The 14,294-nt window shown below is 65.1% G+C and carries 17 protein-coding genes; 9 read left to right on the top strand and 8 right to left on the bottom strand.

Annotated features, from left to right (window positions below):
- Window positions 1-135 precede the first annotated feature (135 nt).
- On the top strand, window positions 136-2,049 hold the full coding sequence (locus GV002_RS00005) for a DUF2207 domain-containing protein (RefSeq protein WP_160016479.1): 1,914 nt from the start codon (window positions 136-138) through the stop codon (window positions 2,047-2,049).
- 1 nt (window position 2,050) lies between these two features.
- Here the strand turns inward: GV002_RS00005 and GV002_RS00010 are convergent, their stop codons facing one another.
- From GV002_RS00010 to folE2, 5 genes are read right to left on the bottom strand one after another with little or no spacing between them, the layout of a single operon-like run.
- Window positions 2,051-3,388, bottom strand: a complete 1,338-nt coding sequence (locus GV002_RS00010; protein WP_160016942.1) for a dihydroorotase — start codon at window positions 3,386-3,388, stop codon at window positions 2,051-2,053.
- Window positions 3,385-3,945 (bottom strand): carbonate dehydratase, encoded by a 561-nt coding sequence (locus tag GV002_RS00015; RefSeq protein WP_160016480.1) that lies wholly within the window; start codon window positions 3,943-3,945, stop codon window positions 3,385-3,387. Before GV002_RS00015 ends, GV002_RS00010 begins: the two co-directional genes overlap by 4 nt.
- Window positions 3,942-4,175: a membrane protein insertion efficiency factor YidD gene (gene yidD, locus GV002_RS00020; RefSeq protein WP_160016481.1), complete on the bottom strand. Its 234-nt coding sequence runs from the start codon at window positions 4,173-4,175 to the stop codon at window positions 3,942-3,944. The genes GV002_RS00015 and yidD overlap by 4 nt, the downstream gene beginning before the upstream one ends.
- Window positions 4,172-4,591 carry a phosphoribosyl-AMP cyclohydrolase gene (hisI, locus tag GV002_RS00025; RefSeq protein WP_160016482.1) on the bottom strand — a complete coding sequence of 140 codons (420 nt, stop codon included), beginning with the start codon at window positions 4,589-4,591 and terminating at the stop codon, window positions 4,172-4,174. The genes yidD and hisI overlap by 4 nt, the downstream gene beginning before the upstream one ends.
- A gap of 3 nt (window positions 4,592-4,594) precedes the next feature.
- The gene (folE2, locus tag GV002_RS00030; RefSeq protein WP_160016483.1) at window positions 4,595-5,485 is read right to left on the bottom strand and encodes a GTP cyclohydrolase FolE2; all 891 of its coding nucleotides are present in this window, start codon (window positions 5,483-5,485) and stop codon (window positions 4,595-4,597) included.
- Window positions 5,486-5,556: 71 nt separating this feature from the next.
- On the opposite strand from folE2, the gene dksA reads away from it, so the two are divergent.
- Genes dksA through GV002_RS00045 form a run of 3 tightly spaced genes read left to right on the top strand, consistent with a single transcriptional unit; the run spans window position 5,557 to window position 7,843 of the window.
- Window positions 5,557-5,979 carry an RNA polymerase-binding protein DksA gene (gene dksA / locus GV002_RS00035; protein WP_160016484.1) on the top strand — a complete coding sequence of 141 codons (423 nt, stop codon included), beginning with the start codon at window positions 5,557-5,559 and terminating at the stop codon, window positions 5,977-5,979.
- 14 nt (window positions 5,980-5,993) lie between these two features.
- Window positions 5,994-7,199, top strand: a complete 1,206-nt coding sequence (gene zigA / locus GV002_RS00040) for a zinc metallochaperone GTPase ZigA (protein WP_160016485.1) — start codon at window positions 5,994-5,996, stop codon at window positions 7,197-7,199.
- Window positions 7,199-7,843, top strand: a complete 645-nt coding sequence (locus GV002_RS00045) for a DUF1826 domain-containing protein (RefSeq protein ID WP_160016486.1) — start codon at window positions 7,199-7,201, stop codon at window positions 7,841-7,843. The genes zigA and GV002_RS00045 overlap by 1 nt, the downstream gene beginning before the upstream one ends.
- A 398-nt stretch (window positions 7,844-8,241) precedes the next feature.
- Here the strand turns inward: GV002_RS00045 and GV002_RS00050 are convergent, their stop codons facing one another.
- Complete coding sequence (locus GV002_RS00050; protein WP_160016487.1) at window positions 8,242-8,592, bottom strand: NADH:ubiquinone oxidoreductase; 351 nt, start codon at window positions 8,590-8,592, stop codon at window positions 8,242-8,244.
- Window positions 8,593-8,687: 95 nt separating this feature from the next.
- Between GV002_RS00050 and GV002_RS00055 the strand changes: the two genes are divergently transcribed.
- A complete protein-coding gene (locus tag GV002_RS00055; RefSeq protein WP_160016488.1) occupies window positions 8,688-9,665 on the top strand; it encodes a CobW family GTP-binding protein in 978 nt (325 codons plus the stop codon).
- 38 nt (window positions 9,666-9,703) lie between these two features.
- Entirely contained in the window at window positions 9,704-10,582 is an 879-nt protein-coding gene (locus GV002_RS00060) for an alpha/beta fold hydrolase (protein ID WP_160016489.1), read from the top strand.
- A gap of 72 nt (window positions 10,583-10,654) precedes the next feature.
- Here GV002_RS00060 and GV002_RS00065 read toward each other — a convergent pair whose 3' ends face one another.
- Window positions 10,655-11,050, bottom strand: coding sequence for a DUF3301 domain-containing protein (locus GV002_RS00065; RefSeq protein WP_160016490.1), 396 nt, complete (start codon window positions 11,048-11,050; stop codon window positions 10,655-10,657).
- A 122-nt stretch (window positions 11,051-11,172) separates the two neighbouring features.
- Between GV002_RS00065 and GV002_RS00070 the strand changes: the two genes are divergently transcribed.
- Window positions 11,173-11,706, top strand: coding sequence for a zf-TFIIB domain-containing protein (locus tag GV002_RS00070; protein ID WP_160016491.1), 534 nt, complete (start codon window positions 11,173-11,175; stop codon window positions 11,704-11,706).
- A 27-nt stretch (window positions 11,707-11,733) separates the two neighbouring features.
- Here GV002_RS00070 and GV002_RS00075 read toward each other — a convergent pair whose 3' ends face one another.
- Complete coding sequence (locus GV002_RS00075) at window positions 11,734-12,225, bottom strand: acyl-CoA thioesterase (protein ID WP_160016492.1); 492 nt, start codon at window positions 12,223-12,225, stop codon at window positions 11,734-11,736.
- A gap of 92 nt (window positions 12,226-12,317) precedes the next feature.
- Here GV002_RS00075 and GV002_RS00080 point away from each other — a divergent pair, with 92 nt between their 5' ends.
- Both GV002_RS00080 and GV002_RS00085 read left to right on the top strand, forming a co-directional pair.
- The gene (locus tag GV002_RS00080; RefSeq protein ID WP_160016493.1) at window positions 12,318-13,028 is read left to right on the top strand and encodes a tetratricopeptide repeat protein; all 711 of its coding nucleotides are present in this window, start codon (window positions 12,318-12,320) and stop codon (window positions 13,026-13,028) included.
- On the top strand, window positions 13,025-14,275 hold the full coding sequence (locus GV002_RS00085) for a hypothetical protein (protein WP_160016494.1): 1,251 nt from the start codon (window positions 13,025-13,027) through the stop codon (window positions 14,273-14,275). Before GV002_RS00080 ends, GV002_RS00085 begins: the two co-directional genes overlap by 4 nt.
- The last annotated feature ends 19 nt before the right edge of the window (window positions 14,276-14,294 follow it).

Here is a 14,294-nt window from a genome sequence, read left to right on the forward strand (position 1 = left end):
GTGGAGGGGGGTGGTGAAGGCGCCTGTGGCGAGTGCCGTTGATGTGCGGTGTTCGCTTTTTCTGCCGAGCTGACTGGGGTAGGGTGCCGCCTCGATTCGCCCAGGCAGGCGGTTGTGAGTGCCAAGGAGAGTGTCATGTCAGGAAGACTGCGAATTCTGCTGTTGCTGTGCTGTTTCTGCGCCTTCAGTGCACAGGCCGAAGAGGCCATCCAGAGCTATGACGTGCACCTGCAGGTCGAGCCCAGTGGCGAGGTGCGGGTGACCGAGCGCATCGCCGTGATTGCCGAAGGGCGACAGATATCTCGCGGCATCTATCGTGACATCCCTACACGCTACAGCCTGGGCAATGGCCTGCTGCGCAGCACGCCATTGACGCTGCTCTCGGCTACGCGTGACGGTCAACCGGAAACCGTCACGCAACAGGCCCATGAGCACGGCGTTCGCCTGCGTCTGGGCCGCGCCGATGCCTTGCTTCAGCCCGGCCCCTATGTCTACGAACTGACCTACCGCATGGATGCGCAACTGCTGCATCACGCCCGCGTCGATGAGCTCTACTGGAACGTCACCGGCAATGACTGGCTGCTGCCGATTCGTCGGGCCAGCGTCGAGGTGCTGCTGCCTGAAGGGGCGCAGATCGAGGCCGCCCATGCCTACACCGGCTACCAGGGTTCGCGTGAAGGGGCCTATGAGGTGATCGAGCAGCAGGGCAATCGCCTGCGCCTGGTGACCACGCGCGAGCTGGACGCGCGCGAAGGCTTTACCGTCGCCCTGGCCTGGCAGGCGGGGCTGGTCGCCCGACCCGGCTGGTGGGACGAGTTGCTGATACTGCTGGCCGACAACCTGCGTCTTATCCTGCTGGTGTTCGCTTTCAGCGGGCTGTTGTTGTTCTACGCACGCCTCTGGTGGACAGACGGCCGGGGGCCGGCCAGAGGCCTGGTGATCCCCCTGTTCGAGCTGCCTCGGGACGTCAGCCCCTTGATGGCCGGGTACGTATGGCGCCGTGGCCTGGGCAATGACCGCAAGGGCGTGCGCGCGCTGAGCATCATGTTCACCGACTTGGCCATTCGCGGCTGGCTGAGCCTGCAGCGCAACGCCGACGGCCTGGTGCTGACGCGTGGTGAGGCGGACGGGGACGCCATACGCGAGGAAGAGCGGCGCATGCTCGATGCCCTGATAGCACAGAAAAGTGGCTCGCTGACCCTGGGTGGCCGCTATGAACCGCGTCTGACGAAAGCCCTGGAGGTGCTGCTGAAGAGCTTCAAAGGGATCGAGCAAAACAACTTCAGTAACCATACCGGGTCCTGGTTGCTAGGTGCGTTCTTCGCCCTGATGACGGGGATCGCTCTGCTGGTGACGTCCACGGGCGACTCGGAGGCTGCGAACAACGCCGTTTGGGTGATGCTGCTGGGGGTACTGCTGGGGGCCGGGATGTTCTACTGCCTGACCCACGAAATGATCGGTTCGGCACTCTTGCTGATGCTGTTCGTCCTGATCAGCCTGGGTCTGGCCGCAGGCCTTGTGGGCGGTGCGGCGGTGCTGCAGTGTCTGGCACTGTTCGTCATCGTCGCCGTGGCACGCAAGCTCATGCGCTCGCCCTCCATAGCCGGACGACGCCTGCTCGATGAGCTGGAGGGCTACCGTAATTACCTGAGCCTGGCCGAGAGGGACGTGCTGGACAAGGCAGGCCAGGCCCCCGTGATGAGCATTGCGTTGTACGAACGGCATCTGCCCTACGCCATGGCTCTGGGGGTCGAGCAGCAGTGGACTCAGCGGTTCACCGCCGAGCTGCGCAGGGGCACGCTGGCGCCTGTGGAGGTGGACTACCAGCCACAGGGTTTCACTCAGATGATGACCTCGGGTGAGGCCATGACGCTTGCCTGGAGTCTCGACCGGATGCTGATGACGGCTTCCGTGCCGCCAGAGGCGCCGAGATCCGTCGACAGCTTTTCCGGTTCCAGCAACAGTGGCAGCGGCTCCGGCTCGTCCGCCTCCCATGGTGGAGGCTCCTCCGGCGGAGGAGCTGGTGGCGGCGGAGGCGGCGGCTGGTAACTCAGACGCGTCGGTAGCGCAGCGGCAGCCCCTGGCAATCGTCCTGCACTTGGCCGGCGTGCCAGGCCAGTTGCCCTGAGACGAAGGTGCTGCGCACAGCATGACGGAAGGCGCGGCCCTGGAACGGTGTCCAGCCGCAATGAGCGAGGATCGGGTCGGCCGCCACTGGGCGTGGTTCGGCCAGGCGTTCGACCAGGGTCAGGTCGGCCCAGTAGCCTTCGCGCAGGTAGCCGCGCTGCTCGATGGCGAAGCGCTCGGCCACGGCGTGGCTGGTTTTCTCCACCAGCATAGGCAGTGGCAGCAGGCTGTCGGCCACCAGTTCCAGCAGTGACGGCAAGGCGTGCTGCACCAGCGGTAGACCGGATGGCGCCTGCAGGTAGGGGCGCTGCTTTTCGTCCCAGGTGTGCGGCGCGTGGTCGGTGCCGATGATGTCCAGGCGACCACAGAGCAGGGCCTGGCGCAGGGCGTCGCGGTCCGCCTGGGTCTTGATCGCCGGGTTGCATTTGATCAGGTGGCCGAGCGCGGCGTAGTCGCTGTCATCGAAGTACAGGTGATGGGCGCAGACCTCGGCGGTGATCTGCTTGCCGGCCAGCGGGCCTGGCTGGAACAGGCCCAGTTCGCGTGCGGTGGTGATGTGCAGCACATGCAGGCGCGTGCCGTAGCGGCGCGCCAGGCTCACCGCCAGGCTGGAGGATTGGTAGCAGGCCTCGGCATCACGGATCGCCGGGTGCTCGCTGGCGTGGATGGCGTCACCGAAGCGCGCCTGCCACTGCGCCTCGCGTTCGCGGATGCGCGGGGTGTGCTCGCAATGCGTCAGCAGCACGGTCGGGCAGTCGCGGAATAGCCGTTCCAGCACCGGCAGGTCGTCGACCAGCATGTTGCCGGTGCTGGCGCCCATGAACACCTTCACCGCCGCCACCCGGTTGGGGTCGAGCGCAGCGACGGTGTCGAGGTTGTCGTGACTGACGCCGAAGTGAAAGCCGTAGTTGACCCGCGAGCAACCGGCGGCGCGTTGCTCCTTGGCCGTCAGTGCCTCCAGGGTCAGGGTTGGCGGGTTGGTGTTGGGCATGTCCATGACGCTGGTGATGCCGCCAGCCACCGCCGCCCGCGACTCGCTGGCGAAGCTGCCCTTATGCGGCGCACCGGGGTCGCGAAAGTGCACCTGGTCATCGATCATGCCTGGCAGCAGATACTGCCCGGCGGCGTCGAGCAGGCCCTCGCCGGGCAGGTGGGCGAGGCTGCCAGAGATGGCGTCGATACGCCCGTGGCGAATGCGCAGGTCAGCCTCGAACACGCGGCCCTCGTTGACCAGGCGGGCATTAAGGATCAGCACGGTCAGAACTCGTTCTGCAGGGCTTTGTAACCCCGCACCAGGTCGATGTTGGTGCGCGCGACGTCCTCGGAGAACTCGCTGGCCGAGACGCTGACGCGCGGCAGGCTGGCCAGGTCTGTCTTCGGACCGATGCGCTGGGTGGAGGTGACATGGAAGCCCGCCGGCAGGTCGCAGCCGTCGACCACGGCGTTGTGCCGCACCACGCAGCCATCGCCTACGGCGCAGTTGAACAGCACGCTGTTGAAGCCGATGAACACGCGGTTACCGACGCTGCACGGGCCGTGGATGATCGAGCGGTGGGCGATCGAACTGTGCTCGCCGATGGTCACTGCCGCGCCGGACTTGGAGTGGATCACCACGCCGTCCTGGATGTTGGAATTGGCGCCGATGACGATGGGCTGCATGTCACCGGTCGCATCCACCTCGTCGGCGCGGATCACCGCGTAGGGGCCGACGAATACGTTGTCGTGGATGATCACCTTGCCGCAGATGATGGCAGTCTTGTCGACGTAGGCGGACTCGGCGATGACCGGCAGGTGACCGGACGGATTCTTGCGGATCATGGTCGCTCCTTGGGCGAGGGGTCGGGTACCGGGTCATAGCCGCCCGGATGCCAGGGATGACAGCGCAACAGCCGGCGCAGACTGAGCCACAGGCCGCGCAGCAGGCCATGCTTTTCCAGTGCCTCGACGGCGTAGTGCGAGCAACTGGGGTGAAAGCGGCAGCGCGGCCCGAGCAGCGGGCTGATCAGGTACTGGTAGAAACGCACCAGGGCGATGGCCAGGCGCTTCATGCCGGTCGGCTCACGGCCACGCGCAGCTGGTCGCCGTCCAGGTCGTTGTAGAAACAGTTGGACCGGCCGGTGTGACAGGCCGGGCCGAGCTGCTCGACCTTGATCAGCAGGGCGTCGCCGTCGCAATCGAGGTGCGCGCTGAGCAGGCGCTGGCGATGGCCGCTGGTTTCGCCCTTGCGCCACAATTGCTGGCGCGAACGAGACCAGTAGCAGACCTGGCCGCTGTGCAGGGTTTCCTGCAGCGCGGTGCAATTCATCCAGGCCAGCATCAGCACCTCGCCGCTGTCGTGGCGCTGGGTGATCACCGGGATCAGCCCGGTGTCGTTCCAGGCGATGGCATCCAGGGCCTCGCTCAGCGCCACGGCGTGGCCGGCTTCGGCGGATTCCAGCTGCAACCAGAGGGCGTCGGCAGTCATGGCTCAACTCCAGTTCCAGCGGCTTTGCGCCACCGCGTCGTGGGCGTGCAGGCTTTCGGCGTGGACGACCTTAAGGTGGAAGGCGCTGGCCTGTGGCAATTGGCGCAGGGCGCGATGCAGACGGCGTGCGGCGTCTTCGCAGAACATCAGGTTCTGCCCGTTGGCGAGGGCGAAGGCCTGTTCGTCGGCGCGCTTCACCGCGGTCTGTACCGGCGTGCCGAGGGCCTGCTCGGCATTGTCGATCAACTCCAGTACGGGCAGGTCGATGCAGCCTGGCGCCAGGCGCAGTTGCAGGGTCGCCGTGCTGCGCTGGCTGTGCGGCGTGGCGATGATGCCCTGGGTCGAGCCGAGCCAGTCGAGCGCGCTGGAGTAATCCACCTGCTGATCGGGAAAGTCCCAGGCGAAGCGTTGCTGGATCAGCTGCCGTGCCAGCGCTGCCGAGCAAGGGCAGGTGGAGGAGTAACCGACCTCGACCTGTAATTCGATGTTCACGCCGCGACCGTCCTGACGAGCACGTACCTCGAAGGGGTAGCCCTTCCAACCGTTCAATGGGCTGACCAGCGCCGGACGCTTGAGCGGCACCTCGCCGCGCAGGGTCAGGGTGGCGCTGTCGGACAGCGCCTGGTGGCTGCTCAGGCAGTCGTCCAGCACCTGTAGCACCGCCGGTACGTTCAATGGCTGATGCACCAGACGCTGCGCCGCCAGGTACAGGCGCGACATGTGGATGCCGCGTGCGCCGGCATCGTCGAGGCTGACGCCGATATCGACGCTGGCCGTCACGGCGGCGTCCGCCAGACGAATGGGCAGGGCGATGCCGGCCATGCCGACCCAGTCCAGCGGCAGGTCGTGGTGGGTGGCTTGGGCGGCAATATCCGGCAGGGGCTGTTCGTTCATCGCAAATCCGTGGGTAGCTGTCAGAAATTAATGTTATGTTATAACAATTAAAACAAGCCAGCCGATTTGCCATGACCCTGACCGCGACTACCGAAGCCGAGCTGCTGGCCCAGCCAGCCGCTGACTACATGAACGACGCCCAGCAGCAGTTCTTCCGCGAGTTGCTGCTGACTCAGCGAGCCGAGTTGCAGGCGCGCATCGACGAGGAATTCACCGAGCTGCGTCAGCCCGATACCAGCAGCGACGTCGCCGATATCGGTGCCGCCGAGGAGCAGCGCCAGTGGCAGCTGCGCCTGCTGGAGCGGGAAAAGAAGCTGCTGGACAAGATCGACCAGGCGCTCGAACGCCTGGCGCGTGGCGAATACGGCTGGTGCGCCGAGACCGGCGAACCCATTGGCCTCAAGCGCCTGCTGCTGCGCCCCACCGCGACCCTGTGCATCGAAGCCAAGGAGCGGCAGGAGCAGCGCGAAAAACATCAGCGTGACCGTGACTGAACGAGGAATACCCCATGAATCAGCGTCTACCCGTTACCGTGCTGTCCGGCTTTCTTGGCGCCGGCAAGAGCACCCTGCTCAACCATGTGCTGAAGAATCGTGAAGGCCGCAAGGTCGCGGTTATCGTCAACGACATGAGCGAGATCAACATCGACGGTGCCACCGTCCAGCAAGACGTCAGCCTCAACCGTGCCGAAGAGAAGCTGGTGGAGATGAGCAACGGCTGCATCTGCTGCACCTTGCGCGAGGACCTGCTCGAAGAAGTCAGCCGCCTGGCCAGCGAAGGCCGCTTCGACTACCTGCTGATCGAATCCACCGGTATCAGCGAGCCGCTGCCGGTGGCCGAAACCTTCACCTTCCGCGACGAGCAGGGCCGCAGCCTGTCCGACCTGGCGCGACTGGACACCATGGTCACGGTGGTCGACGGGGTGAACTTCCTGCGCGATTTCCATGAGGCCGACAGTTTGGCCAGCCGTGGCGAGACACTGGGCGAGGAGGACGAACGCTCGATCACCGACCTGCTGATCGAGCAGGTGGAGTTCGCCGACGTCATCCTCATCAGCAAGATCGACCTGATCAGCCAGGCCGAGCGCGAAGAACTGATGGCCATACTGCGTGGCCTCAACACCCACGCCGACATCCAGGCCATGAGCATGGGTCAGATCGCCCTGGACAAGATCCTCGACACCGGCCGCTTCGACTTCGACCGCGCTTCGCAGGCCCCGGGTTGGCTCAAGGAACTGCGTGGCGAGCACGTGCCGGAAACCGAGGAATACGGCATCGCCTCCAGCGCTTACCGTGCGCGCCGGCCGTTCCATCCGCAGCGCTTCTTCGATTTCCTCTCGCAGGAATGGCGCAATGGCCGCCTGCTGCGCTCCAAGGGCTTCTTCTGGCTCGCCAGCAAATACCAGGAAGCCGGCAGCTGGTCGCAGGCCGGCGGGCTGATGCGCCATGGCCTGGCCGGGCGCTGGTGGCGCTTCGTGGCCAAGCAGCACTGGCCGCAGGACGAGGAAGGCCTGCAGACGATCATGAAACACTGGAGCGCCGAGGTCGGCGACTGCCGCCAGGAGCTGGTGTTCATCGGCCAGAACATCGACTTTCCGCGGTTGGTGCGTGAGCTGGACGACTGCCTGCTCACCGACGAGGAAATGGCCGGCGGCCCGGAAGCCTGGCGCCTGCTCGTCGACCCCTTCGGTGCCTGGCAGCAGGAGGCCGCCTGATGTTCGCCCTGCAGTTGCCGAAAGTGTCCCGGCAGGTGCTGGGCGAAGATATTCAGGTGCTCGGCGAGGTGCTGCACGACGGCGTTAACCTGGCCGTCTGGCAGCGTCGCCTGCCGGTGCAGATCGCCGACTTCGCTGAGGCGCTGCTGGCGCAAGGTGAGCCGCTGGCGCAATCCATGACGCTGGAGCTGTCGCGCGCGGACAGCGAGCCGAACCTCGACGGTCTGGTGGCGCAGTATGCTGATCTGCCGGGTCAGGCGGCCTTTCTCGCCGATGTGGCCTGGCTGGTGCGCGCCTATGCCTGCCTGCTCGATGCTGAGCGCATCGGCCTGCGCCTGCGCGCGCTGGACAAGGCCATGTGCCCGCGTTTTCACGTTGACCATGTACCGGTACGGCTGATTACCAGCTATGCCGGTGTCGGCAGCGACTGGCTGGAAGAGGGCGCCATGTCGCGCAGCAAGCTCGGTCAGCCGGGCGCCGAGCCGCAGGACGAGGCGCTGATCCGGCGTCTCGACACCGGCCATGTAGCGCTGGCCAAGGGCGAGAAATGGCACGGTAACGAGGGGCGCGGATTGATCCACCGCTCGCCGCAGCCGCCTGCCGGGCAGCGACGCTTGCTGTTGACCCTGGATTGGTTGGCCTGAGCGTGCTCTTTCCGTAGGGTGCGCTGCGCGCACCGCGAATACCTCGGTGTTTGGCGGTGCGCATGGCGCACCCTACGCGCAGCTGAGCCAGCGGTAATCGCCGGGAACAATCTTTGACGTGGCCTGCGACACCCTACTGGTGGCGAGCCATAAAAAAATAGGCCGGAGCAACTGCCCCGGCCTTAAGCACCAAGAGATCATGTCGACGCGTGACTCGACATGAGGGTTACGTGAGGTACCCGAGGTCATTAGGCGCTTTATTGGTGACGCTTTGATGTCAGGATCGTTGCGTTTCCTCGTAGGGCGGGTGCAACCCGCCATTCGCAGCCTGGCGGGTTGCACCCGCCTGCGCTATTCAGACCCACGTGGCTCGGCGTTGCGCAGGTGATTGCAGGTACTCAGGGCTTGATCCACGTGCCCTGGTATTGGCTGGTGCAGGCCGGCTCCAGGTACAGCGCGTCGCTGGCCACGCCGTAGTAGTGGATATCCTGCAGGTACAGACCGCTACCGGCGCGCGCGTTCTGACAGACGCCATGGGCGCCCTTGGGGCACTGCTCGACGAACTCCACCTCGACTGTCTGGCCTTGCAACTGCGGCTGGCAGAAGCCTTCGCGAAACAGGGTGTCGGGGATGTTGCGATTCTCCTGGCAGATCTGCACGCTCAGGCGTTCGGCCTGGCTATGCACCACGCAGGCTTCGGCCAGGGCCAGGCCCGGCAGCAGGGAAAACAGCAACAGCCATGCACGCATCGTTTCGACTCCCGAAAAACTGCCGGCGAATCTAACATGCTGCTTCTTTGCAGTCTTTGCTGGCACTTGCCTGGCGAACCACCGAACATACATTCATGCTCAGTCAAATCCCTACCCACCTCATCGCTGGCCCGCTCGGCGCCGGCAAGACCACGCTGATCCGTCACCTGCTGGCGCAGAAACCGGCGGGCGAGCGCTGGGCGGTGCTGATCAACGAGTTCGGCCAGATCGGCCTGGACGCCGCCTTGCTGGAACGAGGCGACGACGGCATCGCCATGGCCGAAGTGGCCGGTGGTTGCCTGTGCTGCGTCAACGGCGCGCCGTTTCAGGTCGGCCTCGGGCGCCTGCTGCGCAAAGCGAAGCCCGATCGCCTGCTGATCGAGCCGTCCGGCCTGGGGCATCCGGCGCAGTTGCTGGCGCAATTGCGTCAGCCGCCCTGGCTCGGCGTGCTGGCCGTGCAGCCGGCGCTGATGGTGCTGGATGCTGCTGCGTTGGCGACAGGTCAACCGCTGCCTGACGTGCAGCGCCAGGCGTTGGATGCTGCGGGTTTGCTGCTGCTGAACAAGAGTGAGTGTCTGGACGAGGCCACGCGAACGCGGATCGCCGCCGCATTGCCGACCGTGCCGTTGCACTGGACGGAACAGGGCCAGCTCGACCTGGCCCTGCTACCGGGTCTGGCGGCGCAGGCCTCGCCCATCGAGGTGAGCGCCGAGTTACCCACAGTTGCATCCAGCATGGCGCAGATCTGGCGCAACGCCGCCGAGCCGATCTGCCAGGTGCAGGACCAGCCCGAAGGCTGGAGCATCGGCTGGCGCTGGCACCCGAGCCAGCGTTTCGATCTCGCGCAGGTCAGCCAATGGCTGCAGGGCATGAATTGGCGCAGGGCCAAGGCCGTGCTGCACGGCGCCGAGGGCTGGCGCTCGTTGAATGCCTTGCAGGGGCAAGCGCTGGAGGCCTGGCCAGCGAGCGAATGGCGCAAGGACTCACGGCTGGAACTGATTTTCGAGCAGGCGCAGAGCCTCGACGCGTTGACGGCCTCGTTCACCGCCTGCCGAATCCCCACGACAGGCTGATAAACTCGCCGCGCTTTCGTCGCTGTGGATAACCCTGAATGCAACTGCTGCCCTGGTCTCATGACACCTCTGCCGGCTTCACCCTGCGTGGCTGGCATACGCCACCGTCGGGTAAGCCGCTCCTGCATTTCCTGCACGGCAATGGCTATTGCGGGCGCGTCTACACACCGATGCTGGCGCTGCTGGCCGAGGACTTCGACCTCTGGCTGTGCGACGTGCAGGGCCATGGTGACAGCGATCACGGCGGTCGTTTCCATGGCTGGAACCGCAGCGCCGAGCTGGCGGTAGAGGCCTTCGACACCTTGCGTGGGCCGTTCGGCGAAGTACCGCGTTTCGCCCTTGGCCACAGCTTCGGCGGCGTGCTCACCAGCCTGATCCTGGCGCGCCATCCCGAGTTGTTCCGGCGTGCGGTGCTGCTCGATCCGGTGCTGTTCAGCCCGGCGATGATCGGCGTGATGGCGCTGTCCGATGTTGTCGGCCTGGCGCAGCGTACCGGCATGGCGAATAAGGCACAGAAACGCCGCCGGCAATGGCCGGACCGTGCCAGCGCGCACGCTGCGTTGCATGGCCGTGGCATGTTCCGTGGCTGGGATGAGGCGGCGTTCGACGCCTATGTCGAGCATGCGCTGAAGGACGTCGAGGGCGGCGTCGAGCTCAAGTGCCGGCCAAGCCGCGAGGCCGATATCTTTGGCTCCTTCCCACGGCGCCTGTGGCCGTCGCTGGCCAAGGTGACGACACCGACCGAGGTGATACAGGGCGTGCATACCTATCCCTTCGTCGCCAAATCGGTGGCGCGCTGGTGCGCGAGCAACGCCCATGTGCGCAGTCAGGTGGTGCCGGGCGGGCACTGCTTCATGCAGGAGCAGCCAGCGGACAGCGCCGAGCGCGTGGCCGATTTCCTGCTGCAGCGCGGCTGATAGATCTTTACATCACGTAGGAGCCGGCTTGCCGGCTATCGAGGACACATACGGGCAAGGCCGCGCGCGGCTTTACTGCGCCTTGCGTCGCCAGTCTTCCAGGTGGATGACGTTGCCTGAGTGCTGCACCGCAACTGGCTCGGGTTGCGGCTCCAGCACCGGATGAGGTTCCAGTTCGATGCGGCCGAGATGCGGGCCGAACATGCTGATATGCCCACGCAGGCGCTGCTCGCCGGTGACGGTGAACTCGAAATCGTAGAGCCGCGCCAGGCGCCGGTGGCCCTTGGCATCACGCTGGATGGCCAGGCGGCGCAGCGCCACGGCACCGTCGAGCAGTTCGACATCGAGCTTGGCGCAGTGCTGCTTGGCGAAGCTCAGCGCACGCTCGCGAATGCCGTGGCCGCGCCATAGCCAGGCGCAGGCAGCGGCGAACAGCATCAGCAGGAAGACATCGAACAGATTGATCATGGCGACTCCAGACCGGGGACACAAAGCTTAGCTTATCTGCTACCTGTTTCTCAGCATCGTGGCTTGCCCATGTGTCGGCTCTGCATTAGCGTTCGCTCTCTTCAGATGAAAAGGACGTCACCATGCATTGCCCCGCCTGCCGTACCAGTCGCCTGCAACCGGCAAAACTCGAAGATGGCCTGCTTGGCCATGGCTGCGCACAGTGCCAAGGCACGCTGGTCAGTCTGCTGCACTATCGCGACTGGGCCGAGCGCCAGCCAGCACAAGAGACTTCAACCGAGCTGGCCGCTGAGGCCGAAGTGGGCGAAACCAGCCATGCCCTGAGTTGTCCCAAGTGCGCCAAGCTGATGAGCAAGTTTCAGATCAGCGGCACCCGCGCCAACCGTCTCGACCTATGCGGCACGTGCGACGAAGCCTGGCTGGACAGCGGCGAATGGCAATTGCTCAAGGCCCTGGAGCTGAGCCAGCGCATGCCGGCTATCTTCACCGAGGCCTGGCAGCGCCAGGTGCGCCAGCAGGCCAGCGAGCAGGCCCGCCGCGAGCGTTTCAGCCGCATTGCCGGTGAAGAAGCCATCGTCCGCGCCGACGAGATTCGTGCCTGGCTCAAGGATCATCCGCAGCGCCGCGAGCTGCTGTTCTATATCGGTCACGATTGAGGGGGCGATGCCCTACCCGTTAAGGCCCTAGGCCTGCTTCTTTTCGTCGCTCAACGCCTGGTAGCGCTGCTGCAACTCGTCGCGAATCTGCCGGCGCTGCTTGGCCTGGCGCTGACGGCGCAGGCCGTCGGCGGTGTCCGGTTGCAGTGCCGGGATCGGTGCCGGGCGGCCATGAGCATCGACTGCGACCATGGTGAAGAAGCAGCTGTTGGTGTGGCGCACCGAGCGCTCGCGAATGTTCTCGGTGATCACCTTGATGCCGATCTCCATCGACGTGCGGCCGGTGTGGTTGACCGAGGCGAGGAAGGTGACCAGCTCACCGACATGCACCGGTTCGCGGAACATCACCTGGTCTACCGACAGGGTCACCACGTAGCAGCCGGCATAGCGGCTGGCACAGGCGTAGGCGACCTCGTCGAGGTACTTGAGCAGGGTGCCACCGTGGACATTTCCGGAGAAATTGGCCATATCCGGGGTCATCAGTACGGTCATCGTCAGTTGCGCGGTTCCGGCTTCCATCGTTGCTCCGAGTACGTGTGGGGCTTATGAGAGTAAGGCCTGCTGGCGTTGGGGATGCAAGATACACACTCACTACTGCAAGGATGTCATCCATGCCGATCCGCTCGAAATTTCTGCCTCTACCGCTGCTGTTGGGGCTGGCCGGTTCCGTGCAGGCGACCGAAGAATGCGCCACGGTGGTGCAGTGCAACCAGGTCGGCAGCGTCGCTTACCAGGACGGTCGCCATGAGCAGGCCATCGAAGCGTTCGAACGTCAGTTACGACGCGTCGAGAACGGCGACACGGCACAGTTGGAGCTGGCGCTGAACAATCTCATCCTTGCCAACCTGCGCGCCGGTCAGGCGGGTATGGCGCGCGCCTGGCTGGGCGTGGCGCTGGATAACAACCTAAGCGGTTCCTCGACCCGCCTGCACCTGCGCAAGGTAGCCGAGGCACTGGATTATCCGGTGCTGAGCGCCAGCCCCGTGGGCCGCTACCTGCGCTATGGCGGCCAGGCGGTGTGGAGCGAGCTGCAGATCAGCGAGGACGGCAATGGCGGTTATCACGCCAGTTTCTCGCCCGTGCGCGCCGGTGCCCGGGTCGAGGAATACGGCCCGGCCGCCATCGGCGAGCTGGATGGCAAGCTGGTCGGCGACGGCGTGCAGATGCGCCTGGAGGATGCTGGCCTGGGCAGCGATTGCGCGGTGCAGCTGTTGCGCGAGGGCATCGAGTTGCGCGTGCAGGAGGTGTTCGCCGATGGCTGCCAGGACTACGGCGGCATGGGTATCAGTGTGGCTGGCGAGTACATCAAGGTGAGCCGATGATGCGCACAGGGATCGTTGCGCTGCTCGTGGGCCTGCCCGTGCTGCTGGTCGCTGGCGGCTATGCCTGGATGCGGGATGAACCGCTGAGTGCCGACGCTCGAGCCTGGCTGGAGCAGGCACAGGTGGATGAGGGGCAGAGTCGTGCCTATGTGTTTCTCAATGGTCTGGATGCTGACCCTGGGCAGTCGCCGGAGGCACTGGGTGCCGAGCGGCTGCAAGCCTATCGCGCCTGGCGCAGCAGCCACGGCCCGATGAATGAGGGCTTTACAGAGCCAGTGGTGGCCACGTTGGCTTTACCGCAGGGACCTTTGTTCTGTGCGGTAGAGAAAGATGGCTGTCTGACCACGCTGCTGAGTGGGGTGTCTGGCTGGGTCGAGACGGATGAGCAGCGTCTTCTGCGCGAGCGCTACTGGCAGTTTCTCCAGCTCGATGACTACCGCAATCTTCTGGAGGCCAGCATCATTGCCCCGTTGCCGCCGCACCGTTACCTCGTGAGTGGCCAGCAGCTGCTGACTCTGCAACTGCTCAAGGTGGCTCAGGAGGGCGAAGGTGAGCAGGTTCGGGCGCGTCTCGATGAGGAGCTGCACCTGCTGCGAGGGCAGCTGCACCGCGCTGATACGCTGATCGCGAAGATGATTCTGGCGCGTATGGTCGAGCGCAACATGTTCTGGCAGGCCGTGCTCTATCGTAAGGGGTTGATGCCGGTGCCGAGCAGTGTGCCTGCTTTCGATGACGCTGAGCGCAGCCTGTTGATGCCGCTGCAGCATGAGTTTCAGGGGATGGCGTTACTTTTCGAGGCGCTGCCCAAGGCGCAGAGCAGCTTGGGGGAGTGGCTGATGCTGCGGTGGGGCCTGCGTCCACAGATGAGCACCAATGCCAGCTTGACGTTCTATCAGCCGACGGCCGAGCTGTCGCGGCGCTCACCTGAAGTGTTTGTCGGGGAGCTGCAGCAGTTGCCCGCTGCCCAGTGGCAACGCAGCTGGCGCAACCCAATGGGTAACGTGTTGCTTGAAATTGGGGCGCCTGACTATCGCCGCTATGCGGTACGACTACAGGACCTCGAAGCCTATCGTCGCCTGCTGCAGGGGCTGTCCCAACTGCCTCAAGGTACGCCAAGTGCCGAACAGTTGCGCGCCTTCGACAACCCCTACTTTCCGGGGCAGCCAGCACAGCTCGATGAGCAGGGCCGGCTGTGTTTTGCCGGTCCCATGCTGGAGGATGACGGCGCGCGCTGCCTGCTGCTGTGAGCTGGGCGTAGGGTTTTCA

Source organism: Pseudomonas sp. 8O (assembly GCF_902506495.1).
GTDB classification, from domain to species: domain Bacteria; phylum Pseudomonadota; class Gammaproteobacteria; order Pseudomonadales; family Pseudomonadaceae; genus Aquipseudomonas; species Aquipseudomonas chaetocerotis.